The following is a 22,841-nucleotide window of genomic DNA, read 5'->3' on the forward strand; positions in this document are numbered from 1 at the left end:
TCCGCCTCGGCTGCCTCACAATGCTGAGGACGGTGCCCTCGCCGTCATCGCCGAGGGTGGAGTCGCGGGCGAAGCCGGACGCCAGCGTAGCCAGGGCCGGCCGGGCTGCGCTGCCGGCTCCGTTCTACCCGAACCAGCTGGCATCCATGCCGGTCACGCCGGCGAGCGTGACCGAATGGGTCTGGTCGAGGGTGAGGATCGTGCTGCCGCCGACGATCCTTGCGCTGCCGATGGCGTTGTCGATCGTGTTGCCGCCGCCCCGCAATTCGAGCCTGTCGATGCCGATCTGGAAGTCGGCGATGGTGTCGGCGTCGCCGTCGGTGCGCAGGAGGATGAACCGGTCGGCGCCATCGCCGCCGGTCATGGTGTCGTCCCCGAACAGGCCGTTGATCTCGTCGTCGCCATTGCCGCCCAGGATGACATCGTCGCCCGTACCGCCGACCAGCCGGTCGTTGCCATCGCCGCCGTCCAGGCTGTCAATGCCCGAGCCGCCTTCGAGCAGGTCGTTGCCTTCCCAGCCTTCGATCGTGTCGTTGCCGATGCCTCCATAGAGCCGGTCGCCGCCATCCACGGTCCACTTGTCGCCATCGCCGCTGAGATGGTCGTCGCCGGCAGCACCGAAGATCACGTCGTCGCCGTTGTGGCCCTCGATCTCGTCGTCACCGTCGCCGCCGGTGATCGTGTCGTTGCCGGTGAAGCCGCCATGGAGCGTATCGTTGCCGGCACCGCCGTCGATATAGTCGTCGCCGAACTCGCCATAGACCTGGTCGTCGCCATCGCCGGCATAGACGCGGTCGGCGGCTCCCTCGGTGGGAACTGTCAGGACCTGCTCGCGATCGGTGAAGATGATGTCGTTGCCGGCACCTCCCCAGAGCGTATCGGACCCGCCGCCGCCATAGATCCGGTCGTCGCCGTCGCCGCCGGTCACGATGTCGTCGCCCAGGCGCGCGAAGATCCTATCGAGACCGCCAAAGCCGCGAATGAACTCGGCGGCGGACGTGCCATAGATGTTGTCGCCCGCGTCGCTACCGTTCCTGACGATCATCCATCACCCCTTCCTGCTCCCGACAGCCCTGGCGGCCGCCTTGACCGGTCCGACCTCAGCTGTCACGCGCCGCCTGTGCCGACTTCACGAACTGCGACACCCGGCCGACTTCCCGCGGATCGACCTGGACGCTGTCGCGCTCGCTCGGCAGCGAGCGCATGCCGTGATGCGCGGTTCTCCCGGCATCCGGATGGCGCCGCACCTGGTTGGCGCGCTTCATCGCCAGCGCGCGCCGGGCGATCTCGCCCTGGCCACTACGCCGCTCGAGCCTGTCCAGGCGCGCCATCTGCTGGTTCAGCCGCTTCAGTGCTGCGGCGAGCACCTGCTTCTTGCGCAGCGTGCCCGCTTCGCTGGGCGCCGGGCCGGCACCGCGCTGCTCTGCCTTGCCGCGATGCTCACGCCGCCTTTGTCGCGATACGTCGCTTGCCTTGTCGCGATAGGCTCGTACCCGCCGGACAAGGTCAACCAACTCCTCTTTCGGGAGTGTGCCCAGCTGCGGATGATGGGTGGCCGCCACCGCATCGAGCTCGGCGTCCGTGAGCATGTGGCGCTCGGCCTTGGTGGTGGTGGACATGATCACTCCCCCTGAATGTCCGCCTCCTTGCTGGCGGCGCCACAAGAACAACAGTCGCTCGCAAGACAGATGGAAGCTGAGCAGCCATAGTCACCGACGAACATCCTGGAGCGCAGGATAAGCGGCCGCTCTACCATGTAAAGCAAATTTAACTTATCGGGATCAGAAGTAACAGCAACATCTTCTGTAGCAGCATCTTCCTCGCATCTATTACAGGCGTCACCAGAAGCATTTCATGCCGCACCTGGTCGTCATGTCGATCGGCAGCCTTTGTTGCTCTGTGTCGCTGCCAGAAATCGCTCAATCCTGCCGACCGTGCCTGGACGCGGTTCAGGGATTCGGTGGGCCGGAGCCGGGAAGCGCGTCGCCTTCGGCTGCGCGCGAGAGCAGGTCGGTTTCCCGCAGCATCCGTACCATGGTCTCGTCGCCGATCCGGTCCTGCTCGCGCAGGCGGACCAGCGCCTGGCGTGCCGCATCGAAGCCGTTGGCATGCTCCCTGCCTGGCGAGCGCGAGGCATGTTCGATCGCCTGGCGTGCGATCTCCTCCTCACGCTCACGCTCGCACGGGTCGGCCAGCGCCGCTCCTGCCACGGCATGTCCGAGCGTCAGGCCCTGCAGGATCACCGAGCCCACAATGGTAAGGGCCGCCACGACCAGGATGAGGTCGCGTTCGGGGAACGGCGTTCCGTCAGGCAAGGTTGTCGGGATGGACAGGGCGATCACCAGGCCGATCACCGAGCGGGTCGAGGACCATGCCATCAGCGCCGCCACGGCACCGCGTGACGGCCGGGTGGCGGGCTCACGTCCGCGGACCACGCCCGCGACCGGCTGAAAGATGGTCGAGGCATAGCTGAACAGGAACTGGAGACCCAGCACCAGCAAGAGCAGCACGAAGGTCGCGCCGAACAGCTGCCAGAACGGCCGGTCGTCCAGGGCCCCTAGTGCTTCGGGCAGCGCGTGCCCGGCCAGGAACAACAGGCCGCTCGAGACCATCATGCTGATCTCTTCCCAAAAGGCGGTGGCGTTGATCCTTGTTTCCGACGACGAGATCGGCGCGCCGCTCAGCCGGTCGATTCGTACCGCCGAGACGGCCAGGGCCGCGGTCATGATCGCCGCGGCTGCGGAAACCCCGAGGGCTGTCGCCGCAAGGGCTGCCGCATAAGGTGTCGCGATGGAGACGGCGATCTCCGTCGCCGCGGGGCCGACATGGCGGCGTGCGGTCGCGATGGCATAGCCGATGGCGAAACCGATCAGGATGCCGGCCGGAATGTTGAAGCCGTAATGCTCGAGTGGCGTGAGAAAGGAGAAGCGACCGGTCACGGTCGTCTCGACCAGGAGCGCGAACGAGGCGAGCACGATGATGCGCGTCGGGAACTCGCGCGCCTTCAGCGTGTCGGCGATGGCGCGCGGAACGTGGGGCCGGCCCTTGGCCTCATGGAACAGGCGGGTGTCGAAGATCGCGGCGACCGTGCCGATCAGGAGCGCGCCGTTCCAGGACAGGCCCGGCAGGAGCAGGCGAGCCGCCATGGCGGCCGCACCGATCGTGGCCGGCACGAGCAGCGCTCCCAGGCAGATGCCCGGGACGAGGGTGAAGCGGAGAAGGTGCCAGGAGACCCGCACGGTCGACGCGTACAGCAGCGGCGGCAGGAACAGGTTGAGCACCAGCTGGGGATCCACGGCGGCCACGGGAACGCCCGGCAGGAAGGCCGACGCTAGCCCAAGGGCGAACAGCACCAGGGTCGTGGGCACGCGGATCAGACCGGCGAGCGCCAGCACCGGACCGATGCCGGCGAGAAGAAGGGCAACGAACTGATAGGTGCTCAAAGCCGGTGCTTTCTTGATGCCAAGTCGCCTGTACCGCCGTCACCGGGTCATGCCTCAGCGACGGCAGCCTGCCGCTGTGCCGGGCGGGCGGTCAGCTCTGCCTGAACCTGACATCGAAAATGGCGATGGGCGGTATCATCGCAGCGCCGTCTACGGCACCCACCGGAACATTGCGCGTGGACCGTGCGCACCGCGCCTGGAGAACCTGCGGGACGCCGGAGCCGCTCGTGCAGGCCGCTGCACAACCGGCATCGTCGAGGAGCGCCATGAATCAATTAGCCGAAGTGGCCGGTGAACGCGTCGCCGGAGAAGCGGTTCCCCCGCCGGCCAGGACCCATCCAAGCTGGCTCGCAAGAGCTCGCCGCCGGAGACGGCCGGGCATGCACCGCCTCCTGCTGCCGGAACTCCTGGCCTGGAAGAGCCGTTGCCTGAGCCCATGGCGTGCGAGAGAGCCGCCTTGCATCCCGGGGAGCAGATCGACGGTGGACGAGCAGGTCGAGCCAGCAGTCCAGAAGATCCAGGGCTATGTCGACGGCTTCTTCTGGATCCTTCCCAATCTCGGCATCGGGCTGGTGGTGCTGCTGCTGTTCCTGGTGGTGGCCTGGGCGATCAGGCTCGTCGTCATCAACCTGTTTCATCGCCGCCACCGCGACAATCTCGGCCAGCTGCTCGGCGACTTCAGCCGCTGGGCCCTGATCCTGTTCGGTGTCCTGACGGTCGCCACCATCGTCTTCCCGTCGATCAAGCCGGCCGATCTCCTGGCCACGCTCGGGATCGGTTCGGTCGCGATCGGGTTTGCCTTCAAGGACATCCTGCAGAACTGGCTCTCTGGCCTGCTCATCCTCTACCGCCAGCCCTTCCGGCCAGGTGACCAGATCGTCTCGGGCGGTTTCGAGGGGACGGTGGAGGCCGTCGAGGCACGGGCCACGCTGCTGCGGACCTATGATGGACAGCGCGTCGTCATCCCTAACAGCGACATCTATACCCGCGCGGTCGTGGTGCGGACGGCCTTTTCGCAGCGGCGCAGCGAGTACGATGTCGGGATCGGCTATGCCGACGACGTCGACCAGGCCTGTCGGGTCATCCTGGACGCGCTGCGCCAGGTGGAGGACGTTGCACAGGATCCTGCGCCGGAAGCCATTCCATGGGCCCTGGACGGGTCGTACGTCGCCATCCGGGTGCGCTGGTGGGCCAAGTCCCAGCAGAGCAACATCGTGTTGGCCCATGGACAGGTCATCGCAGCGATCAAGAGAGGCCTCACCGAGGCTGGCATCGACCTGCCGTTCCCCACCCAGGTCGTGCTGTTCCACGACCAGACGGAAGAGACGGATGGCGATCGCACCCGGCAGCGGGAAGGCTGGCCAGCCGGAAGGAATCCCCCTGCACCCCGGCGCCTCGAGACGCTGCTGGTGCCGAACGGGCAGGACGGGCAGGCGTCACCGGCCATGCATCGGTCGTCGCGGGCCTGACTTCGCGAGGAGCAGCGCCTCCGGTGGGCCCGGCAGCCCGGTGATGGAGAAATGATGCTTTCCCTCTTCGATCTGGTTGCCATCCTCCTCGTGCTGACTGCGCTGTTCGGCTGGCTGAACCAGCACATCATCCGCCTGCCGCACACGATCGGCCTCCTGGTGATGGGGCTGGTCGCCTCCCTCGTCCTGATCGGGGTCGAGCTGGCCTTCCCGGAGGAGATTTTCTACGACGAGCTGACTGCCCTTCTACGCCAGATCGACTTCCGGGCTGCGGTTCTCGACAGCATGCTGGCCTTCCTCCTCTTCGCCGGTGCGCTGCATGTCGATATCGGTTCCCTGCGCAATCGCGCCTGGGCGGTCGGCACCATGGCCACGGTCGGGGTGGTCATCTCGACCGCCACCGTCGGGATCGGGTTCTGGCTGGCGGCGGGCCTGCTGGGCCTGCCCATGCCCCTGGCCTGGGCGCTGGTGTTCGGTGCCCTGATCAGCCCGACCGACCCGGTCGCGGTCCTGAGCACGCTGAAGGAAGTTCGCGTCCCGCAAACGCTCGAAACGGACATGGCAGGCGAATCGCTGTTCAACGACGGCGTCGGCGTGGTGATCTTCACCGTGCTGGTCACGCTCGCCAGTGCCGCTGACGGCGGGGGCATCGAGTTCGACATGCTGCGCGTGGCGGAGCTGTTCTTTGTGGAGGCCCTGGGCGGCGCGGTGCTGGGGCTCGCCACCGGCTACCTCGCCTATCGGGCGTTGCGTGCCATCGACGACTATCCCGTCGAGGTCCTGATCTCGCTGGCCCTGGTCACCGGGACCTACGCGCTGGCGGCCAAGCTCCATATGAGCGGGCCCATCGCGGTCGTCGTGGCGGGTCTCCTGATCGGCAATCGCGGGCCACACGACGCCTTAAGCGACCTGACCCAGCGCTACCTGTTCGGCTTTTGGACGCTGATCGACGAGATCCTGAACTCGATGCTGTTCCTCCTGATCGGCCTGGAAGTCCTGGTGCTGGGCTTCGACGTGTCGTTCCTCTGGCTCCTGGTGACGGCCGTTCCGCTGGTCCTGGTCGGCCGGCTGCTGGCGGTAACCCTGCCGATCCTGGTGCTCACGAGGTGGCTGCCGTTCGTGCGCGGGACGATCCCCGTCCTCACCTGGGGAGGGCTGCGTGGCGGCATTTCGGTGGCCCTTGCCCTGTCGCTGCCAGACATGGCCGAGAAGCCCCTGATCCTGGCGGCGACCTATACCGTCGTCGTGTTCACCATCGTGGTCCAGGGGCTGAGCCTGCGCCCCCTGGTCGAGAGGGTGGTGAGATAAGGGACGAGGCCATCCGACATCTTCCCGGAGCCAGCCATGCCCCTGCGCGTTCGACGAGCAGGGCGAGCGGCTGACGCCGCCAAGGCGAACTCATGGCTGGAGTGGATCGGTGGCAGGAACCCCGGACGAACAGGCACCGTCGGGTACCGAGGACGAACGCTGGGCCGTCCTGGACGAGTTGGACGATTGGCTGCGGGTCCCGATGCTCGTGCTGTCCTTCGTGTGGCTGCTCCTCGTCCTGGCGGAGCTGACCTGGGGCACCTCCAGGGCGATGGAGACCTTTGGCACCGCGATCTGGATCGCGTTCCTGGCCGAGTTCGCCCTGCGCTTCGTCCTGGCACCGGCCAAGCTCGCCTTCCTGCGCCGCAACTGGATCACCATCATCGCGCTGGCGGTGCCGGCCTTCCGCCTCCTGCGGGCCTTCAGGGTGCTGCGCCTGGCCCGGGCCACGCGCGGGCTGCGTCTCGTGCGCATCGTTGGCACGGCCAATCGTGGCATGAATGCCCTGCGCGCCAGCCTGCGCCGTCGTGGCCTGGGCTATGTGTCCGGCACCACCTTGCTCGTCACGCTGCTGGGTGCTGGCGGCATGCTGGTGTTCGAGCCGGCCTCGGAAGTCGAGGGCGGGTTCGAGAGCTACGGCGATGCGCTTTGGTGGACCGGCATGCTGATCGCGACGATGGGCTCGGAGTTCTGGCCGCGCAGCGGCGAGGGACGCATCCTCTGCTTCCTTCTGGCGCTCTACGGATTCGCGGTGTTCGGCTACATCACCGCGAGCTTCGCCTCGTTCTTCGTCGGCCGGGATGCCGCATCCGAGGACGCCGAGGTGGCCGGGGCGAAGGACCTCGTCGCCTTGAGGAAGGAGATCGCAGACCTGCGCCGCGAGTTGCAGCAGCGCTGAAACGGGCTGCGCTTGAGTCAGCCCGTCGCCAGGAGCAGGGCCGCATATGCGCCGGTTCCGGCCGCGAACGCCCAAAAGCGGCTCTCCCGTTCCTCCGGCAGTTCCTCCTTCAGCACGTTAAGCACGACGCCGCCTGCCAGGAAGGCAAACAGCGCGGCGATGGCCAGGGCCGGCAGTTCCGTCACGAGCCCGATGCCCCAGCCCAGCAGCGGGGCTGCCGCCAGGATCCAGCGGCCCTGTTCGTCATAGGCTCGTCCATGGTGCTCGCGCAGGCCCTGGTCGTTGACGATGAAGTGCAGGCCCATCGCCACGCCGTAGATCAGCAGACCGCGCAGGTCGGTCTCTTCCCGGTGCAGCAGAAGATAGCCGATCAGCACGTTGTAGATCGCGAACGAGCCGAGATGCAGCCAGAAGGCGCCCTTGGAAGGCCGCTTCTCGCGACCGGCCCGCTCCTCCTGCCGGGCAGAGGTGCGCGCCAGCCGGTCCAGGCCGTAGAAGACCGCGAGGCCCAGCAGCGCGATCAGGTAGGTATGGCTCTCCATGCCTGCGAGCGGCCCGGGCCGGTGCTCCGTCTCCCGCCGGAAGGTCTCCTGGTGCTCCGCCAGTTCCGGCAGCAGGTGGACGAAGACATAGGCGACCGACACGCCGCCCGCGAGCGACAGCCAGGCGCTGCGCGGCGTAGACTGGAGGAACACCATGCCCTTGCCGAGGATGTGCACCGCAGCGAACAGGAGGACGATGACCAATGAGAGGACGGTCTGGGACAAGGAAGCTCCGTTCAGCGCTTGATCCAGGCGTTGCGGGGCCAATTCCTCGTGCCGAGGATCGCTTTGCGCCGTTGCCGTACCAGATCAAGTCGCACCGGCGGCAAGGGTTGCGGTTCTCTGCTGCCCGACATGAACAAGCAGGACCTTCGTGATGTTCTTCGATAGCTGGATGGGTCTGGCCCGCGTCTTGATCGTCGGCACGCTTGCCTATGTTGTGCTGGTGCTGTTCCTGCGGATCTCGGGCAAGCGCACGCTGACCAAGCTCAACGCGTTCGATCTGGTGGTCACGGTGGCGCTGGGCTCCACCCTGGCCACGGTCCTGCTGAGCAATTCAGTCGCCCTCGTCGAAGGCGTGCTGGCAATGGCGCTGCTCATTTCCCTCCAGTTCGCGATCACCTGGCTCTCCATCCGCCTCCCTTGGTTCAAGGCTCTGATCAAGAGCGAGCCGACCCTGATCCTGCATGACGGCCAGTTCCTGGACGGTGCCTTGCGCGACCAGCGGGTCACCCGGGACGAGGTACTCTCGGTGCTGCGTTCCCAAGGGGTAAGCGATGCCACCAAGGTCGCAGCCGTCGTGCTAGAGACCGACGGCTCGATGAGCGTCCTGCAGAGCGTCCATGCCAATGCCGCCATCGCCACGCTGCAGGACATGCCGCGGTCGAGCGGCGGCTAGCCGGCAACTGCGTTCCGGGTCAGCCCGCGTGGCCCAGCCGGTCCTCGATATACAGGCGGACGACAGCGATGCGGAGCACCGCCACCAGGGGCATGGCCAGGGCGATGCCGAGCGCGCCGAACAGGGCGCCGGCCAGCATCACCGCCACGAGCGTCAGCACGGGGGGCACGTCCACGGTCCGCTTCTGGATCAAGGGGGCCAGCACATAGCCCTCGACCAGTTGCACCGTGACATGCACGCCCAGCGCCCACAGCACCATGGCATGCCCATAGGCCATGGCGGCGAGCAGGATTGGCACGGCGCTGATGACCGGCCCGAGATAGGGAATGAAGTTTACCAGCCCGGCCTGAACGCCCAGCAGCAACGCGCCCGGCATCCCGATCAACGTGAGACCGGCCCACATGCTGGCAGCGATCAGCACGACCGCCACGAGCTGGCCCACCAGCCACCAGCGCAGCACCTCGGCCATCTCGTCCAGGACCTCGCCGACCCGTTGCTGGCGATGACCGGGCAGGAGGCTGAGGATGCCGCGCCGGTAGGTCTCCGGGCTGGCGGCCGTGAACAGGCCGATGAACGCCACGACAACCAGATTCCCCAGCAGCCCGGAGGCAAGGTTGAAGGCGGAATAGGCATGGCCGAACAGAGCTCCCGGATCCGGGAACAGGAGCTGGGTCAGCGTGCGCGGCCCATCCGGGCTCGGCGGGGGCGTGATCCCCATCGAGCGCAGTTCGCCCCGCAGCACCCGCAGCTGCTCGGCGATCAGCCGGATCAGGCTGTCGGCCTGCCCGACCAGGTTGGTGCTGCTCCAGACGAGCAGCCAGGCAATACCCACGGTCAGCAGGATGCAGACGATGGCGAGCCGCCAGCTGCGGCCGATCGGGAGCAGGTAGGCCAGCCCCCGGGTGCAGGCGTCGAGCAGGACCGCGAACAGCAGGCCCGCAAAGATCAGGAGCAGGGTACCGGCGGTCTTCCAGGCCAGGAACAGCCCAACGCCCACCGCCAGCACGGCTAGCATGGTGCTCAGGTTCGAGCGCCACGGGACGGCCACATGGCTCATGGGCGGATCGACCCGGGCGGGTCGAACGAGAGGATCTACCATCGCTGCTGCCGCCTCCAGCCGGCATCCGGTCGGCGAGGCCCGGAGCAGGCCCATCCATCGCTGCTTAACACGGTCGCCCTCCCCCTAGATCCCTCGCCTGCACGCCGCGCTGCGGCTTCGCTGGCAGCAGCCGGGGCCTTGCTTCATGAAGGGCCGGCAAAGGCGGAGCCCACAGATTTGGTGCGATCATGCTGTCACGGTGGAAATGGGTCGTCGTCCGCTTCAGCCGGCGTCTGTGGGTGCGCGCCTCCCTGTTCGCCCTGGTCGGGATCCTGACAGCGCTGGCGGCCATCGTGCTGGCCCCCTTCCTGCCGCTGGACTGGGCCAACAAGATCGGTGCGGATGCAGTCGGCAACATCCTGGACATCCTCGCCTCCAGCATGCTCGTGGTCGCGACCTTTTCGCTGTCGACCATGGTCGCTGCCTACAATGCCGCGGCGGCCGGAACGACGCCCAGAGTCGTACAGTTGCTGGTCGCCGATACGCGGGCGCAGAACGCCATCGCCACGTTCATCGGCGGCTTTCTCTTCAGTCTGGTCGGCATCATCGCGCTGAGCTCGGAAATCTATGGCCCGAGCGGGCGGATCGTCCTGTTCTTCGTCACCATTGTGGTCGCGGGCTTCATCGTCCTCACCTTCATCCGCTCGATCGACTACGTGCTGCGGCTGGGGCGGGTGGCGGATGCCATCGAGCGCGTGGCCGTGGCCGCGGTCAAAGCGATGAACGACCGCCACGACCATCCATGGCTGGGGGTCCGAGCGCAGCAAGGGCCATCGCTGGCCAAGCATGCCATCGTTCCATCAGGCATTGGCTATGTGACCTATCTCGACATGGCGGCGCTGGAGGAGGTGGCACAGCGGACGGGGACCGAGATCCAGGTGGCTGCCCTGCCAGGCGCCTTCGTCGATCCCTCCCGTCCCCTCGCATGGACGACTGTCGCGCTGGACGAAGCAGGCAGCCGCGAAGTGGAGCAGGCCTTTTCGCTCGGCAGCAGCCGCTCGTTCGATCAGGACCCGCGTTTCGGGGTCGTGGTGCTGGCGGAGATCGCCTCCAAGGCCCTGTCTCCGGGGGTGAACGACCCGGGCACCGCGATCGGCGTCATCACCACGCTGGTCCGGGTGCTCGCGACCTGGACCCGGCCGGCCTCCCCATCGGAGATCCGCTTTCCGCATGTGGTGGTTCCTACCATCGCCGTCGACGAGTTGTTCGACGACGCCTTTACTGCCGTCGGCCAGGACGCCGCCGGCTCGCTCACGGTCGGGATCAAGCTGCAAAAGGCCCTGGTGACGCTCGCAGCCCTCGGCCGCCACGATTTTCGAGAGGCGGCCCGGCATCAGTCGCGCCTGGCCCTTGCCAGGGCCGGCAGGAAGCTCGTGCTGCCCGAGGATGTCGACCAACTGGCCGCCGTGGCCGGACTGCTGGCCAACGACGACGTGCCTGCCGGTCCGGCTGCCGCCGGGCACGCTGCGCCCGCAGGATGCTCACGCCACAGTGCGCGCCAGGATCCCTAGCGGCGCCCCGGCGTCGGCCCGCAGCGATGCGGCTGTGCCGGATACCAGCGTCGCCGTCCGTCGGGTGGCCGCCGCTGGTCATGTCGGGCACGGCAAGCCGCATCATGCGCGCCAACCCGTCGGACCGGCAGGCAACCCGAAGCCTGGTGAGCGGATTATGGGGAGCCAGGGCTCGGCGTCGGCCTTGGGCAAGGCAGCGGCAGATCGTCGGCCCGCATCGCTAGGCGCCGCTTGGCTTTCACGGATGAGGAGATGGAACATGGCCGATGAACGCTACCGGCGCGACGATGAAGGCTCTCGCCGCGACCACGGCCAGGGTCAGGATCGACGGCGGCCGGAGGAAGGGCAGTACCGGGATTATGGATTCGGCCGCGAGAATGACGGGCCGTACGCCGAAGGCAGGCGCGATGACGGGCCCGGCGGCTACCGCAGCGAATCCTATGGCCATGCCCGGGAGCGCAGCGGCGGGGCCGGGCGCTCGCAGGGCCGGAGCGGATCCGGCTACGGCCTGTCCGGTGCCCTGGGGCCGGGCTACACGGGCCGTGGCGGCGACGAGGACTATGGCGGCGGCTATAGCGGCCACCGCGGCAGCCCCGGCCAGAATTACGGTCGCGAATACCGTCAGGAGCCCGGCCTGGGTGACAGGTTCGGCGGGTTCTCCCATGTAGGGGGAGGTGGTGGCGACTATGGAAGCTGGGGTGCGAAGGGCAGCTATCTCGGCAGCGGCGGCACTGGCCAGGAAGCGGGTACCGGCCGCCACGATCGTCCAGAGTTACAGGGCGAGCATCGCGGCCGCGGGCCACGCGGCTATCGGCGCTCGGACCAGCGCATCCTCGAGGATGTCAGCGACCGGCTGACCGAGGATCCCTCGCTCGATGCCTCCGACATCGAGGTCGGCGTCGACGGCAGCGAGGTCACGCTCAGCGGTATGGTGCGGCGGCGCGAGGACAAGCGGCGGGCCGAGGACCTGGCCGAGCAGGTGTCGGGCGTCAACCACGTGCAGAACAATCTCCGCGTGGGATGATAAGGCCGGCCCCATCGTTGGCGTTGAGCCTACCGGCAGGCGGCATGGCGGCCAGCTGCGCTGCCGTTCTTCCGGGGAATTGAGCAGCGGCCGGTGGCAGCGGACCATCGGCCGTCCATCGCCACCGCCAGTGCAACGGCACATTCGTCGCTGAACACTTCCCGCCTGATAGCATTCACGTCAATATTTCCGATATATCAAAGTATAAACTTGGAGTATGCTCCAACGTCGATGAACGTGAAAAGCATTTCGCCTTTTCACTTCAGAAGATACCAAAGCGGGTGGGGCTGCCGATCATGCGACATCTGATGTGGAGATGGGCGGCCGCTGCCTCGCTTCTCCTCGCCGGTTTGACGGCAACCGAGCCGGGCCGGGCTGCAGACGGCAACGCGCTGGCGACGCAGCTCGACGATCGGGTGAAGCTGCATCGCATCGCCCACCGGGGCATGGAGTTCGTGCCTCTGGCCCGCTCCGAACCGGCATCGTCCGGCAAGTCCTCCCTGGGGGTCACCATCCTCAAGCAGATCGAGCTCGATGGAAACGCGCTGGACAACAATTACTCCAGCCTCCTGCCGCTCGACTTTAATGCCAACGGAACCAGCGAGTTCCTGCACTGGAACGGCCATCGGATCATGCGGCTCTATGGCGGGGCCGGGAACAAGATCTGGCAGATCACCAACAGCACCGGCCGAAAGATGGGTTCCGAAGCCTATACCCATCGCGACAGCGCTGCGATCCTCGACCTGAACGGCGATGGCAAGGAGGACGTGCTGCATTGCTGGCAGTCCGGCTCGCAGAAGCTCCTGGTCGCCAGGCGCGGTGCCACGGGCACGGAGATCCGCCGGGTCAGCCTGAGCGGCCAGAGCAACTCAGCCGGCAGCTACTGCCTGATGTCCATCTATCGCCGGCAGTCCGACGGCAAGCCGATCATTCTGCTATCGCTGCAGCAGGCGGGGGGCAGTACCGCGTGCAACAAGAGAAACTATACGGACAACTGGGTCAGCGTAGCCGCCTATGATACCAGCCTGACGAAGCTATGGCAGACGAACACGTGCGATGCCGGCCATCACACCGCCGGCGTCGATGCCGACAATGATGGGCGCCATGAGTATGTCTTCGTCGGCAAGTATGCCCTCGACTTCAACGGCAAGATCCGCTGCACGCTCGCCGGCTGGAACGCATCCGATCATGTCGACGCAATCCGGATCGGCTCGCTCGACCCGGCCTCGCCGGCCATGACGGCCGTGGCGATCGGTCGGACCGGCGGCGGCGCCTTCGACGCCGGTACCTGCAAGCGGCTCTGGAGCCTGCCTTCGACCATCCTGAACCCGCAGGAACTCGCGATCGCCCAGCTCGACCCGGCGCCGCTGCCGCTGTCGATCACGGTGACGCAGCGCGGCTCGACCACGACCGAAAGCCACGTGCTCGACATCAAGGGGCAGGTCGTGCGCAAGATCGCGGCCAGGGTCGTGCCCATGCAGAACGCCGAGCTGGACGGCGACAAGCGCACCGACGAGCTCGTCGCCATGTTCGGCCTGATCTTCAACGGGAACGGCGAGTTGCTCCTTTCCAGCGACTGGTACTGGAACCTGAAGGGAACGAAGGTCACCGAGGTCGACAGCACCAACGAGTACGACCGTTGGGCGGCGTTCCCCCTGCTCTACGATACCGACCGTGACGGCCGCGAGGAGATCGTCACCTGGGGCCAGAGCCTGATCGTGGTCGGCCGGCCGAACTAGAAACGCCCTTCGGCTCCCGCTCAGGTCCGCCGCGCTGAACATCCGAGGATCGGGCTTCAGGCCGATGGTCATGCAGGATCGGGAGCCGGATGGCTCGAGATCCCGGCACAGCCTGCATCTGGATCTGCACGAGACTTTGCAAGCTGACGAAGGGACCGCCGTTGATGGCTCGTGGCAGAGGTTCGTTCGATAGCAACGTGCGGGGCGGGGTGCCCACGCTGCTTTCCGACAGCACCTTGGCCAATGCGGGTCGCTGGCCGGCACCCTGGCGTTGATATCTGGTTGTTTGGACGACCTGCCTTCACAATGGGAGTGCCAATGCCTGTTCTTCTGGTTCTGATTTTCATCGTTCTGATAGCTCAGATCGGCTTCTGGGATACGCTGGGCGCTGTGCTGGGCGGCGTCGCCATGATCGTGTTGCTGATCGTTTTGGCAGGGGCCTTGCTTCTTCTTGGTGGCCGCTACTTCCTGACGAGACGACGTCGAGGCTAGGAGCCTGCTGTCATCGGTCGATCAACGACCAACCTGGTGCCACTGCGCCCGCGGCCACCTCGTCGCAAGGCCGCCGAAGCGGACCAGGCGGACGGCTGGTTCAGACACCGGACGCCCGGGCGCAAGGTTCAGATGCGGGCCCTTGCTCCTGGGGCCCGACGCCAAGTCGCCTTCCTCGCCTCCTGGGCCTACCAGTCCGCCAGTGACGCGGCATGGTGGCGGTCGCTTCAATCCAGCCTCTTGAAGGCTTTGCCGACCCGGCGGCGCAGTTCCAGCTGGCGGGCCTCCAGGCGGCCGCTAGCCTTCCATTTCTTCAGCATGGCTGATGTCGGCGTGATGCTCGCGATCTTCGGGCGGCCCGGCGCCATCACGCCCTGGTTCCAACTGCGCAGCCAGGACCTGAAGCCGGCGCCGGCGGTGCTGCAGTCGATGGCGGGCGCCTGCCGCGGCTCGTCGGCGGCATAGTGGGTCATGAAAACATGGGCGCCGATCGTGGCCGTGCGCTTCAGCCGGGCGAACCAGGAGCAGTTGGCCGGGTCCATGATGAACGGGTTCACGAAGAAGACTGCACCACCTGTCGGGTCCGCGTCGAGTGCCTGTCCGGCGAGTTCACCGGCCTGGTCCAGCAAGCTCCGCTCGCGGGCCGTGTCGACCCGCAGCGCATCGGCCAGGTCCCGCGCCTCGTCGTCGAGGGCGGCCGCCAGCCGCGGCGACATCGCGATCGGCTGGAACTGACCGTCCTGCGCGACGACGGCGCAGGCTTTCTTTGGAAAGCGCGGGTCGGCCATCCTGTTCTGGACCACCCGGATCACCGCGGCCATGCCCGCCTCTCCCTCGCCCGTCGCCTCGGCATAGGCGATCAGCGCCAGGCACCGGCGCTCCTGCGTCCAGTCGGCCGCGGCCACGCGGTCCGACGGCAGCAGGAGCAGGAAGGCGATGATCGGGCAGGCACGGGCGAGCATGTTTGTGATCAAGCAGGTTTGACGGGGCTCCGTCCAGTTCCGCAAGATGAGCGCGGTCGGGAAAGCGGGACGGCGAGATGACGAGGTATGTGCGCGTCGCCAGCGCCGGGGGGATCGGCTGGATCGTCCTGGAACGGCCGGAGCGCAAGAACGCGCTCACGGCCGCCATGTGGTGCGACCTGCGCGATGCCGCCCTGCGGTTTCAAGGCGACGCTGCCAGGACCGTGATCGTCATGGGCAGTGCCGGTGCATTCTGTGCCGGCAACGACCTGCACGACTTCCGTGAGCAGTTGGCCGATCCGGCGTCGACCAAGGCCATGCACCGGCTGATGGACGACACGTTGGCGGTCCTGCGCGAGATTCCGGTGCCGACGATCGCCGCCATTGACGGCCCCTGCTTCGGCGCCGGACTGTCCCTGGCGACTGCCTGCGACCTGCGCCTGGCATCGTAGCAGGCCAGCTTCTGCGCGCCGCCCGCCAGGCTAGGCCTCGTCTACGGCATCGGCGAGATGCGGGCGCTTGCCCGGCTGGTGGGGCCGGCCAGGGCGAAGGAGTTGATCTTCACGGCCCGGGTGCTGGACCCGGCCGAGGCGGCGCGGATCGGCTTGGTCGAGCGGGTCGTGGAAGGGTCCGCCAGCGATGCCGCCCAGGCGATGGCCGCCGGAATGGCCGGCCTGTCCGGGGTCACCCTGCGGGTGAGCAAGCGGCTGATCGATGCGGCCGCGGCCGGCATGCCGGACCAGCCATGGATGGAGGATCTGCGCGAGGAGGCCGCGCGGCAGGCCGATCTCTCAGGCGTCCGGATCGGTAGCGGGCGACCGATCACATGATGGGGCCTTGCGCGTACCTCAGGCGGTGCCGTCCTGGCCTTGGGCGGCCAGAAAAGCTTCGACCTCGGGCCGCCGCGGGATCGGCGCGACTGCGCCATGCCCGAGCGTGGACAGGGCGGCCGCGGCATTGGCGTAGCGAGCGGCCGCGAACGGATCGCGGCTCTCCAGCCAGCTGGTGAGGAACGAGCCGTCGAACACGTCGCCGGCCCCGGTCGCATCCACCGCTTCCACCTTGCAGACGGGGATGACCTCGCAGCGCTGCGGCGTGGCTATCATCGTGCCGTTCTTGCCCATGGTCAGCGCCACCACGCCTGGCCCCATCGCCAGATAGTGCGCACAGATCGCTGCCGGCTCGTCCAGGCCGGTGAGCTGGCGGGCGTCGTCGAGCCCGGGGAGCAGCACGTCCGTCAGCCGGACGGTGGCATCGACAATCGCGCGGGCGCGGTCGATCGGCCAGAGCCGCAAGCGCAGGTTGGGATCATACGCGACCCTGGCGCCGGCATCGCGCGCGACGCGGATCGCGTGGAACACGGCGTCGCAGGCGCTGGTCGAGATGGCCTGGCTGATGCCGGAGACATGCAGGATGGCAGAAGCGCGGACCAGTTCCTCCGGCACGTCCTCCGGCGTCACCAGCGAGGAGGCGGAGCCGGCGCGGCGATAGGAAAACTCGTGGCCGTCCGGCCCGTAGGAGATGAAGTAGATCCCGGTGCTGCTGGCCCGCGGCACGGCGACGCCGGTCCGGTCGACGCCTTCGCGGTCCCACAGCTCGAGGAAGGCCCGCCCGAACGGATCGGCCCCCACCGCACCTATGAAGGCGGTACGCGCATCCTGCCTGGCGGCGGCAACGATCACGTTCGACGTATCGCCGCCAAGGCCCGGCAGATACAGGCGCTCCCCTGCCCGCTCGACCTCGGCGAACTCCATGAGCGGCTCACCGAACGCCACCAGGTCGAACTCGCGCCGCATCGCTGCCTCCCGGACGTCTGCCGCGGGACGCTCTTGAACCGATCGCGAGGGGATGCGCAAGCCAGGAGGTCACTTGAACGCTTGGCCGCATGCGTCCGGTCGGGGGAGCCGGACGCACGCGTCGTCAAGGAATCCTGCAGTCAATAGTACCGCTTGATCTTGCGGACGGCGGAGCGACGTCGCTCGTTCTCCAGCGTGTCGTAGTCGAGCGGCGTCCAGAACGGCTGCAGCGTCTCGCGCTCGACATCCGCCCGGGTAAGGCCGATGTCGCTCAGGACCTCGTCCGGGAGTTGCTGGAGGTCACGTCGTGCTTTCCAGTCGGCCCAGATACGCATGAGGTAAGACAAGATGCCGGCCACCCGACGCGGCTGCATGACCTTGCCCTTGCCACATGCAACATTGCCATACTTGTGCGCAATATTTGCGACCGGGGCATACTTTGCAGTGGACGACAGGGCGTGAGTGGTCACCTGCCGGTTGGTCTCGGCATACATAACACATCTCCAGATGTCTGAGGTCGGGACAACCTCACAGTCCAGAAGATGCCTTGTCGGGGCCTATCAATCCAACGCATAATGTTGATCGGTGGCTTCAACAAAGTTGATGCGAGATCTCGGATGGAGCGCGTCCTCGACCCCGACCTGCTGACGACGCTGGTCGCCATTGCGGAAACCGGCAGCTTCACGGGTGCTGCCGAGCGCGTCCTGCGCAGCCAGTCTGCAGTGAGCATGCAGATCAAGCGCCTGGAAGAGCTGGTCGGGCGACCGCTGTTCCTGCGCGAGGGCCGCGTCGTGACGCTCACGGCCGCCGGTGAGGCCTTGCTGCTGCATGCCCGGCGCATCCTGCGCGCCCATCGCGAGGCCATCGCCGAGTTTTCCGAGCGGGAGTTGGCCGGCGAGGTCACCATCGGCACGCCGGACGATTATGCGGCCACCTACCTGCCATCCATCCTGAGCCTGTTCAGCGAGGCCCATCCCAAGCTCACGCTGAACGTGGTGTGCGAGCCGTCGCTGAAACTGTCGCAGCGGGTCCGCGAAGGATCCGTCGACATCGCGCTCACCACGCGCGGCAACGGCGAGGTCGGCGGGACGATCGTCCATGCCGAGCCGCTGATCTGGATGGGCTCCAAGCAGCATTGTGTGCACGAGCGTGACCCCCTGCCCCTGGCCGTGTTCGGCGAGCATTGCTGTTTTCGGACGTCGATGTTGCGCGCCCTGGCGGAGCATGGCGGACGGCGCGCCCGCATCGCCGTTTCGTCGGTATCGATCGCCGGGATCTATGCGGCGCTGGAGGCGGGCCTTGCCGTGTCGGCGCTGGCATCCAGCAACCTGACGCCGTCCTTGCGTTCGCTGACGGGGAGCGAGGGCTTTCCACCCCTGGCCGACGTCGAGCTGCTGATCCAGCGCGCGGCTGGGCGGCGTTCGCTGGCGCTGGACGAGCTGGAGGAGAGGATCGTCGAACACTTTCGACGATGGCATCGCATGGCTCAAGCCGCCTGAACGGCCACCACCGCTGCAGTTGCCGCAGCCGGGCCGCCGGGATGCCGCGTGACCGCGAAGTCCTCTCGCCCTTGGCTGGAGAATGGGGCAGTACTGCCGTCAGCTGGTCTCGGGGAGGGATGTCATGCGTCTTGGCGTGGGCGCCATGGGTGGCTTGATGATGTCCGGTGTGGTCGCCTGCGCGCCGGCCCCGACGACTTCGGCGGTGGGCGACCCTGCGACCGTGGCACCGGCCTCCGTCATGGTGGAGGACCAGGAGCTGCTCGCCACGGTCCAGGACGTCGACATGGAGAGCCGCATCCTCACCCTGCGGCGGACCGACGGGACGGTGGAGAAGATATACGTGCCGGCGGACGTCCGGAACCTGACGCAGGTGCGTCTGGGCGACCAGGTCGTGGTCAGCCACGCCGCCTCCCTGGTCGTCGCCAGAGCAGCCGCCGGCGCACCGCAGGCGGTGGTCGACAGCGCCGTGATGAGGACGCCCGAGGGCTCCATGCCCGGCATCGCCGCCGGATCGTCGATCACCACGCTGGTCACGATCGAGAACTACGATCCGGCCACCCAGACGGTCACGTTCATCGGGCCGAACGGGACCCAGCGGATGGCCCAGCTGGAGCGCAGCGAGATGCAGGACTTCGCCGGCACGCTCAAGAAGGGCGACCAGGTCGAGGTGACCTACAGCGAGGCGGCTGCCATCACGATCCAGCCCCCAGGCCCCTGACCTCGTGCCCGCCGGTCAGGCTTCCTTGAAGCCCTCAATCGAGGTGGCGATGGCGGTCAGGATGATGGTGATGGAGATCGCACCCGGGTCGGGATGACCCAGGGCACGCTCGCCGAGTGTGCGGGCGCGGCCGAACTGGGCCACCATGTCCTTGGTCCGCTCTACTCCTTCCTCGGCGGCGGCCGCCGCGGCGCGGGCCGCCGCGAGCAGGCCGGCCCCTTCGTTGGCGCGAGCGGCTTCGGCGGCCGGCGCCAGCGCGTCCAGCATCGTCTTGTGGCCGGGCTCGGCCTTGCCTCGGGCCTGCACCGCCTTCTGCCCCTCCGCCAGGGCCACCGCATAGGTGCTGGCATCCAGCGTCTCGACGGTCAGGACCTTCGCCGCACCCGTGAAGAACGTGCCGAACACGGCCCCGGACGCGCCGCCGCTGGTGCTGACGATCGCCATGCCCACGGTCTTGAACAGGTCGCCGTGGTGGGCGGCCGGCTTCTTGTCGAGCGCCTCCTTGGCAGCCTTGAACCCGCGCGCCATTCCGAGGCCGTGGTCGCCGTCGCCGATGGCCTGGTCGGCCTTGGTCAGGCGGTCGGTGGCCGCGATGATCGCGTCGGCGGCAGCCAGCAGCGCGGCCTTGGTCTGGTCGAGGGACAGGCGTTCAGTCATGGACAGGGAATCCCCGAGGCGACGTTGAGCGGGTGGCGGGCATGGCAGCTCGACCGGACGGGCCGCTCTCCACCGAGCCGGAACCGCGCCATCGACTTGCCTCCCATCTCCTTGGCCACGGCATACGACGCCCTGGCGACGGGCGCCACTAAGGATGCCTGGGCGCACATTGGCGGCTGTCAGATCAGGGCCAGGGTTGCCGCCGTCCCCAGGGCCGCGGCCAAGGCGGACAGAAGGGTTCCCCAGGCCAGGTCCACGAGGGTGAGCGACAATGGCCAGCCTCGCAGCGTCGCATAGTTGGTCAGGCCGTAGGTGGCGTAGGCGAAGAAGCCGAACAGGGCGCCCTGGACGAGCGCCTTGGACCAGCCTCCATCCTCCGTGCCCGGAAGAACCGCGAACACCACGATGCCCAGCCCGTAGAGCCCATAGAACAGGATCGCCGCGACCGGGCGCGGCCGGTCCCGCAGCAGGGCGGCCAGTTGCCGGACATAGAAGCTCCTGGCGACCACCCCCAGCCAGGCCAGGTCCACCAGTAGGAATACCGTGACGGTGGCGAGATAGGCGACGAGGAAGCGCATGGCGGTCTTCTCGGGGATGGCAGGAAGATGCCGGCCGAAGCCTGGGCCGGGGGCGGCAGCGTTGCCCGTTTCCAAGCGGACGTCGATGGAACTACACAAGCCAGCCAGCCGCTATCGAACGCGCGCGATCCAGCACGAGGTCCCCATGAACGCTGCCATGACGTCTTCTCCCGACCGCAAGGAGGCGATGAACGCGATCCTGGCGAGCAACTGGTGGGCGGTCGCCCTGCGGGGCGTGCTGGCGATCCTGTTCGGGATCATCGCCTTCCTGCTGCCGGGCGAGACCATGCTGTCGCTGGTGCTGCTGTTCGCCGTGTTCAGCTTCGTCGACGGCGTCATCGCGATCGTGCTGGCCATCCGCGGCGCCAGTGCCGGCACGCGCTGGGGCTTTCTGCTGCTCAACGGCGTGCTGGGCATCCTTATCGGCATCGGCGCCTTCCTGTGGCCTGCGATCACCGTCCTGGCGTTCGTGCTCCTGGTCGCGGCCTGGGCCCTGGTATCGGGCGTGACGATGTTGATCTCGGCCTTCACGCTCAAGGCCAGCCATGGCCGGGGCTGGCTGGCCTTCGGCGGCATCGCCTCGATCCTCTATGGGATCCTGCTCGTGGTCAGCCCGCTCATCGGTGCCCTGGTGCTGACCTGGTGGCTGGGTGCCTATGCCCTCGTGTTCGGCATCGCGATGCTGGTGCTGGCCTTCCGCCTGCGCCGCCACCACGCGGTCGCCTGAGCCAGTCCCGCCTGTCAGGCCGATATGTCAGCCGGCCGCGGCCAGCATGTCGGGCGCAAGGTGGAAGCGGCCCCGTCCGCTGCCCTTGGCGGCATAAAGCGCCGCATCGGCCTCGCGGAGCAGTTCGGCGATCCCGGTCGTCCGGTCCTCCCAGACCGCCACACCGATGCTGGCGCCGACGTCGAGCGTCTCGTCCATCACGACCAGGGGCTCGCTCAAGGCCGCCAGCAGGCGCGATGCCGCGCGCTCCGCACCGGCACGGTCACGGATGCCTTCCTGGATCAGCGCGAACTCGTCGCCACCCAGGCGGGCACAGCTGTCGGCCTTGCGCGCAGCACCCAGCAGGCGCCGGGCCACCTCCTGCAGAAGCAGGTCGCCGGCCTCATGCCCGAGCGTGTCGTTGACCTGCTTGAAGCGGTCGAGGTCGATCAGCATCACAGCGATCTGCTCGCCGCTGCGGGCCGCCCGCTTCATCGCGTGGTCGAGCCGCTCGTTGAACATTGCGCGGTTGAGCAGGCCGGTCAGCGGATCGTGGAAGGCCATGTAGTGGAGCTTTCCTACGGCCTCCACCTGCTCGGTCGTGTCCTCCAGGAGCACCAGGATGGTCGGCGGCGCCTCCAGATGGGCTCTGTAGCAGGAGACCCACCATCGCCCGTGGCGGACTTCGCCGCTCCGGGTGACGAACCGCCGGTCGACCGTGAGCCTGGTCGCCTCGCCCGAGACCACCATGGCCGTGGTACGTTCCGCATCCTGCCGATCGTCAGGATGGACCAGCCCGATCTCGCGGCTCATCCGCCCGATGACCTCGTCCTTCTTCCACCCAATCATCGCTTCGGCACGGCCGGACCATTGGCGGATCCGCCAGCCGCGAAGATCTTCCTCATGGCTCATCTCGATGACAGCCAGCGGCGAGTGCTCGAGGTAGATGCTCTGCCGGCTCAGCGCGTCGGCCAGCTGCGCGTTGACCTGGGCAAGCTCCTCGGTCCGCTCCGCCACCCGCCGCTCCAGCTCCTGGTGGGCCTGCCGGAGATCCTGTTCGGCCAAGTGCTTGGCCCGGTTCTCGGCCAGCAGCTGCGCGTTGGCGTGGCGCAGCATGGCCGGGCTTGGCAGCGCCAGCGCCGCCGGAAGGATGCGCCAGAGTACGATAGCGGTGACGACCGACACGATGCCGGTCGCCAGCTTGATCAGGCCCTGCAACCCGTAGATCGGTTGCCACAGGGTGATCATGCCGACGAGATGGCTCAGGCCGCAAAGCGTGATGAACGCCACGAACAGCAGCAGCATCGCCCGGAACTCGAGGTCCTTGCGCCGACGCTGGAACATGAACAGGGCGGCGGGGATGGAGAAATAGGCCACAGCCGTCAGGATGTCGGCAACGACATGCAGTGCCACCAGATCCGGACGCCACAACAGGCAGAAGCCGTGCGGCATGAACGAAGCGGCGCCGAACAGATACTCCAGGAGGCCTTCAGCCATGC

At 67.4% G+C, this 22,841-nt stretch carries 22 protein-coding genes and 1 pseudogene; 12 read left to right on the forward strand and 11 right to left on the reverse strand.

The genetic code is table 11. From position 1 onward, the window contains the following. Nucleotides 1-124: 124 nt before the first annotated feature. The 3 genes from VHL31_RS13725 to VHL31_RS13735 all read right to left on the reverse strand — a co-directional run bounded on the left by VHL31_RS13725 (nucleotide 125) and on the right by VHL31_RS13735 (nucleotide 3,443). The gene (locus VHL31_RS13725; RefSeq protein ID WP_329661788.1) at nucleotides 125-1,045 is read right to left on the reverse strand and encodes a calcium-binding protein; all 921 of its coding nucleotides are present in this window, start codon (nucleotides 1,043-1,045) and stop codon (nucleotides 125-127) included. A gap of 55 nt (nucleotides 1,046-1,100) precedes the next feature. After that, on the reverse strand, nucleotides 1,101-1,619 hold the full coding sequence (locus VHL31_RS13730; RefSeq protein WP_329661789.1) for a hypothetical protein: 519 nt from the start codon (nucleotides 1,617-1,619) through the stop codon (nucleotides 1,101-1,103). Nucleotides 1,620-1,949: 330 nt separating this feature from the next. Continuing rightward, nucleotides 1,950-3,443: a cation:proton antiporter gene (locus VHL31_RS13735; protein WP_329661790.1), complete on the reverse strand. Its 1,494-nt coding sequence runs from the start codon at nucleotides 3,441-3,443 to the stop codon at nucleotides 1,950-1,952. Between the two features lie 482 nt (nucleotides 3,444-3,925). On the opposite strand from VHL31_RS13735, the gene VHL31_RS13740 reads away from it, so the two are divergent. The 3 genes from VHL31_RS13740 to VHL31_RS13750 all read left to right on the forward strand — a co-directional run bounded on the left by VHL31_RS13740 (nucleotide 3,926) and on the right by VHL31_RS13750 (nucleotide 7,118). Continuing rightward, nucleotides 3,926-4,912, forward strand: a complete 987-nt coding sequence (locus tag VHL31_RS13740) for a mechanosensitive ion channel family protein (RefSeq protein WP_329661791.1) — start codon at nucleotides 3,926-3,928, stop codon at nucleotides 4,910-4,912. A 54-nt stretch (nucleotides 4,913-4,966) separates the two neighbouring features. Then, on the forward strand, nucleotides 4,967-6,220 hold the full coding sequence (locus VHL31_RS13745) for a sodium:proton antiporter (RefSeq protein WP_349262441.1): 1,254 nt from the start codon (nucleotides 4,967-4,969) through the stop codon (nucleotides 6,218-6,220). A 109-nt stretch (nucleotides 6,221-6,329) separates the two neighbouring features. Then, nucleotides 6,330-7,118 (forward strand): ion transporter, encoded by a 789-nt coding sequence (locus VHL31_RS13750; RefSeq protein WP_329661793.1) that lies wholly within the window; start codon nucleotides 6,330-6,332, stop codon nucleotides 7,116-7,118. 17 nt (nucleotides 7,119-7,135) lie between these two features. Here the strand turns inward: VHL31_RS13750 and VHL31_RS13755 are convergent, their stop codons facing one another. Next, a complete protein-coding gene (locus tag VHL31_RS13755) occupies nucleotides 7,136-7,885 on the reverse strand; it encodes a hypothetical protein (RefSeq protein WP_329661794.1) in 750 nt (249 codons plus the stop codon). A gap of 151 nt (nucleotides 7,886-8,036) precedes the next feature. On the opposite strand from VHL31_RS13755, the gene VHL31_RS13760 reads away from it, so the two are divergent. Next, nucleotides 8,037-8,558 (forward strand): DUF421 domain-containing protein, encoded by a 522-nt coding sequence (locus VHL31_RS13760; RefSeq protein ID WP_329661826.1) that lies wholly within the window; start codon nucleotides 8,037-8,039, stop codon nucleotides 8,556-8,558. A gap of 19 nt (nucleotides 8,559-8,577) precedes the next feature. Here VHL31_RS13760 and VHL31_RS13765 read toward each other — a convergent pair whose 3' ends face one another. Then, nucleotides 8,578-9,615: an AI-2E family transporter gene (locus VHL31_RS13765; RefSeq protein WP_329661795.1), complete on the reverse strand. Its 1,038-nt coding sequence runs from the start codon at nucleotides 9,613-9,615 to the stop codon at nucleotides 8,578-8,580. 230 nt (nucleotides 9,616-9,845) lie between these two features. On the opposite strand from VHL31_RS13765, the gene VHL31_RS13770 reads away from it, so the two are divergent. The 4 genes from VHL31_RS13770 to VHL31_RS13785 all read left to right on the forward strand — a co-directional run bounded on the left by VHL31_RS13770 (nucleotide 9,846) and on the right by VHL31_RS13785 (nucleotide 14,423). Next, nucleotides 9,846-11,168 (forward strand): DUF2254 domain-containing protein, encoded by a 1,323-nt coding sequence (locus VHL31_RS13770; RefSeq protein WP_329661796.1) that lies wholly within the window; start codon nucleotides 9,846-9,848, stop codon nucleotides 11,166-11,168. Between the two features lie 259 nt (nucleotides 11,169-11,427). Next, nucleotides 11,428-12,192 carry a BON domain-containing protein gene (locus tag VHL31_RS13775; RefSeq protein ID WP_329661797.1) on the forward strand — a complete coding sequence of 255 codons (765 nt, stop codon included), beginning with the start codon at nucleotides 11,428-11,430 and terminating at the stop codon, nucleotides 12,190-12,192. 296 nt (nucleotides 12,193-12,488) lie between these two features. Further along, a complete protein-coding gene (locus VHL31_RS13780) occupies nucleotides 12,489-13,931 on the forward strand; it encodes a hypothetical protein (RefSeq protein ID WP_329661798.1) in 1,443 nt (480 codons plus the stop codon). 318 nt (nucleotides 13,932-14,249) lie between these two features. Further along, a complete protein-coding gene (locus VHL31_RS13785) occupies nucleotides 14,250-14,423 on the forward strand; it encodes a hypothetical protein (protein ID WP_329661799.1) in 174 nt (57 codons plus the stop codon). A 227-nt stretch (nucleotides 14,424-14,650) separates the two neighbouring features. Here the strand turns inward: VHL31_RS13785 and VHL31_RS13790 are convergent, their stop codons facing one another. Further along, nucleotides 14,651-15,385, reverse strand: a complete 735-nt coding sequence (locus tag VHL31_RS13790) for a cell wall hydrolase (protein ID WP_329661800.1) — start codon at nucleotides 15,383-15,385, stop codon at nucleotides 14,651-14,653. A gap of 77 nt (nucleotides 15,386-15,462) precedes the next feature. On the opposite strand from VHL31_RS13790, the pseudogene VHL31_RS13795 reads away from it, so the two are divergent. Continuing rightward, nucleotides 15,463-16,215, forward strand: a pseudogene (locus VHL31_RS13795) (enoyl-CoA hydratase/isomerase family protein). 18 nt (nucleotides 16,216-16,233) lie between these two features. Here the strand turns inward: VHL31_RS13795 and VHL31_RS13800 are convergent. Together VHL31_RS13800 and VHL31_RS13805 are read right to left on the reverse strand one after the other, a co-directional pair. Next, on the reverse strand, nucleotides 16,234-17,181 hold the full coding sequence (locus VHL31_RS13800) for a sugar kinase (RefSeq protein ID WP_329661801.1): 948 nt from the start codon (nucleotides 17,179-17,181) through the stop codon (nucleotides 16,234-16,236). Nucleotides 17,182-17,321: 140 nt separating this feature from the next. After that, complete coding sequence (locus tag VHL31_RS13805; RefSeq protein ID WP_329661802.1) at nucleotides 17,322-17,675, reverse strand: DUF1127 domain-containing protein; 354 nt, start codon at nucleotides 17,673-17,675, stop codon at nucleotides 17,322-17,324. A gap of 123 nt (nucleotides 17,676-17,798) precedes the next feature. On the opposite strand from VHL31_RS13805, the gene VHL31_RS13810 reads away from it, so the two are divergent. Beyond that, nucleotides 17,799-18,680, forward strand: a complete 882-nt coding sequence (locus tag VHL31_RS13810) for a LysR substrate-binding domain-containing protein (protein WP_329661803.1) — start codon at nucleotides 17,799-17,801, stop codon at nucleotides 18,678-18,680. A 124-nt stretch (nucleotides 18,681-18,804) separates the two neighbouring features. Beyond that, entirely contained in the window at nucleotides 18,805-19,401 is a 597-nt protein-coding gene (locus VHL31_RS13815) for a hypothetical protein (RefSeq protein ID WP_329661804.1), read from the forward strand. 15 nt (nucleotides 19,402-19,416) lie between these two features. Here the strand turns inward: VHL31_RS13815 and dhaL are convergent, their stop codons facing one another. Next, nucleotides 19,417-20,058 (reverse strand): dihydroxyacetone kinase subunit DhaL, encoded by a 642-nt coding sequence (gene dhaL / locus VHL31_RS13820; protein WP_329661805.1) that lies wholly within the window; start codon nucleotides 20,056-20,058, stop codon nucleotides 19,417-19,419. 179 nt (nucleotides 20,059-20,237) lie between these two features. After that, a complete protein-coding gene (locus VHL31_RS13825) occupies nucleotides 20,238-20,711 on the reverse strand; it encodes a DUF2177 family protein (RefSeq protein WP_329661806.1) in 474 nt (157 codons plus the stop codon). 70 nt (nucleotides 20,712-20,781) lie between these two features. Between VHL31_RS13825 and VHL31_RS13830 the strand changes: the two genes are divergently transcribed. After that, complete coding sequence (locus VHL31_RS13830; protein ID WP_329661807.1) at nucleotides 20,782-21,363, forward strand: HdeD family acid-resistance protein; 582 nt, start codon at nucleotides 20,782-20,784, stop codon at nucleotides 21,361-21,363. 27 nt (nucleotides 21,364-21,390) lie between these two features. Here VHL31_RS13830 and VHL31_RS13835 read toward each other — a convergent pair whose 3' ends face one another. Further along, the gene (locus tag VHL31_RS13835; protein ID WP_329661808.1) at nucleotides 21,391-22,839 is read right to left on the reverse strand and encodes a diguanylate cyclase domain-containing protein; all 1,449 of its coding nucleotides are present in this window, start codon (nucleotides 22,837-22,839) and stop codon (nucleotides 21,391-21,393) included. Between the last annotated feature and the right edge of the window lie 2 nt (nucleotides 22,840-22,841).

The organism is Geminicoccus sp., assembly GCF_036263595.1.
Classification (GTDB): domain Bacteria; phylum Pseudomonadota; class Alphaproteobacteria; order Geminicoccales; family Geminicoccaceae; genus Geminicoccus.

Excerpts from the sequence above, each read along its gene's own strand:
- VHL31_RS13725 (WP_329661788.1), bottom strand. The coding sequence starts at position 1,045 with ATGATCGTCAGGAACGGTAGCGACGCGGGCGACAACATCTATGGCACG.
- VHL31_RS13730 (WP_329661789.1), bottom strand. The coding sequence starts at position 1,619 with ATGTCCACCACCACCAAGGCCGAGCGCCACATGCTCACGGACGCCGAG.
- VHL31_RS13745 (WP_349262441.1), top strand. The coding sequence starts at position 4,967 with ATGCTTTCCCTCTTCGATCTGGTTGCCATCCTCCTCGTGCTGACTGCG.
- VHL31_RS13760 (WP_329661826.1), top strand. The coding sequence starts at position 8,037 with ATGTTCTTCGATAGCTGGATGGGTCTGGCCCGCGTCTTGATCGTCGGC.
- VHL31_RS13765 (WP_329661795.1), bottom strand. The coding sequence starts at position 9,615 with ATGAGCCATGTGGCCGTCCCGTGGCGCTCGAACCTGAGCACCATGCTA.
- VHL31_RS13770 (WP_329661796.1), top strand. The coding sequence starts at position 9,846 with ATGCTGTCACGGTGGAAATGGGTCGTCGTCCGCTTCAGCCGGCGTCTG.
- VHL31_RS13775 (WP_329661797.1), top strand. The coding sequence starts at position 11,428 with ATGGCCGATGAACGCTACCGGCGCGACGATGAAGGCTCTCGCCGCGAC.
- VHL31_RS13780 (WP_329661798.1), top strand. The coding sequence starts at position 12,489 with ATGCGACATCTGATGTGGAGATGGGCGGCCGCTGCCTCGCTTCTCCTC.
- VHL31_RS13785 (WP_329661799.1), top strand. The coding sequence starts at position 14,250 with ATGCCTGTTCTTCTGGTTCTGATTTTCATCGTTCTGATAGCTCAGATC.
- VHL31_RS13790 (WP_329661800.1), bottom strand. The coding sequence starts at position 15,385 with ATGCTCGCCCGTGCCTGCCCGATCATCGCCTTCCTGCTCCTGCTGCCG.
- VHL31_RS13800 (WP_329661801.1), bottom strand. The coding sequence starts at position 17,181 with ATGCGGCGCGAGTTCGACCTGGTGGCGTTCGGTGAGCCGCTCATGGAG.
- VHL31_RS13805 (WP_329661802.1), bottom strand. The coding sequence starts at position 17,675 with ATGTATGCCGAGACCAACCGGCAGGTGACCACTCACGCCCTGTCGTCC.
- VHL31_RS13810 (WP_329661803.1), top strand. The coding sequence starts at position 17,799 with ATGGAGCGCGTCCTCGACCCCGACCTGCTGACGACGCTGGTCGCCATT.
- VHL31_RS13815 (WP_329661804.1), top strand. The coding sequence starts at position 18,805 with ATGCGTCTTGGCGTGGGCGCCATGGGTGGCTTGATGATGTCCGGTGTG.
- dhaL (WP_329661805.1), bottom strand. The coding sequence starts at position 20,058 with ATGACTGAACGCCTGTCCCTCGACCAGACCAAGGCCGCGCTGCTGGCT.
- VHL31_RS13830 (WP_329661807.1), top strand. The coding sequence starts at position 20,782 with ATGAACGCTGCCATGACGTCTTCTCCCGACCGCAAGGAGGCGATGAAC.
- VHL31_RS13835 (WP_329661808.1), bottom strand. The coding sequence starts at position 22,839 with ATGGCTGAAGGCCTCCTGGAGTATCTGTTCGGCGCCGCTTCGTTCATG.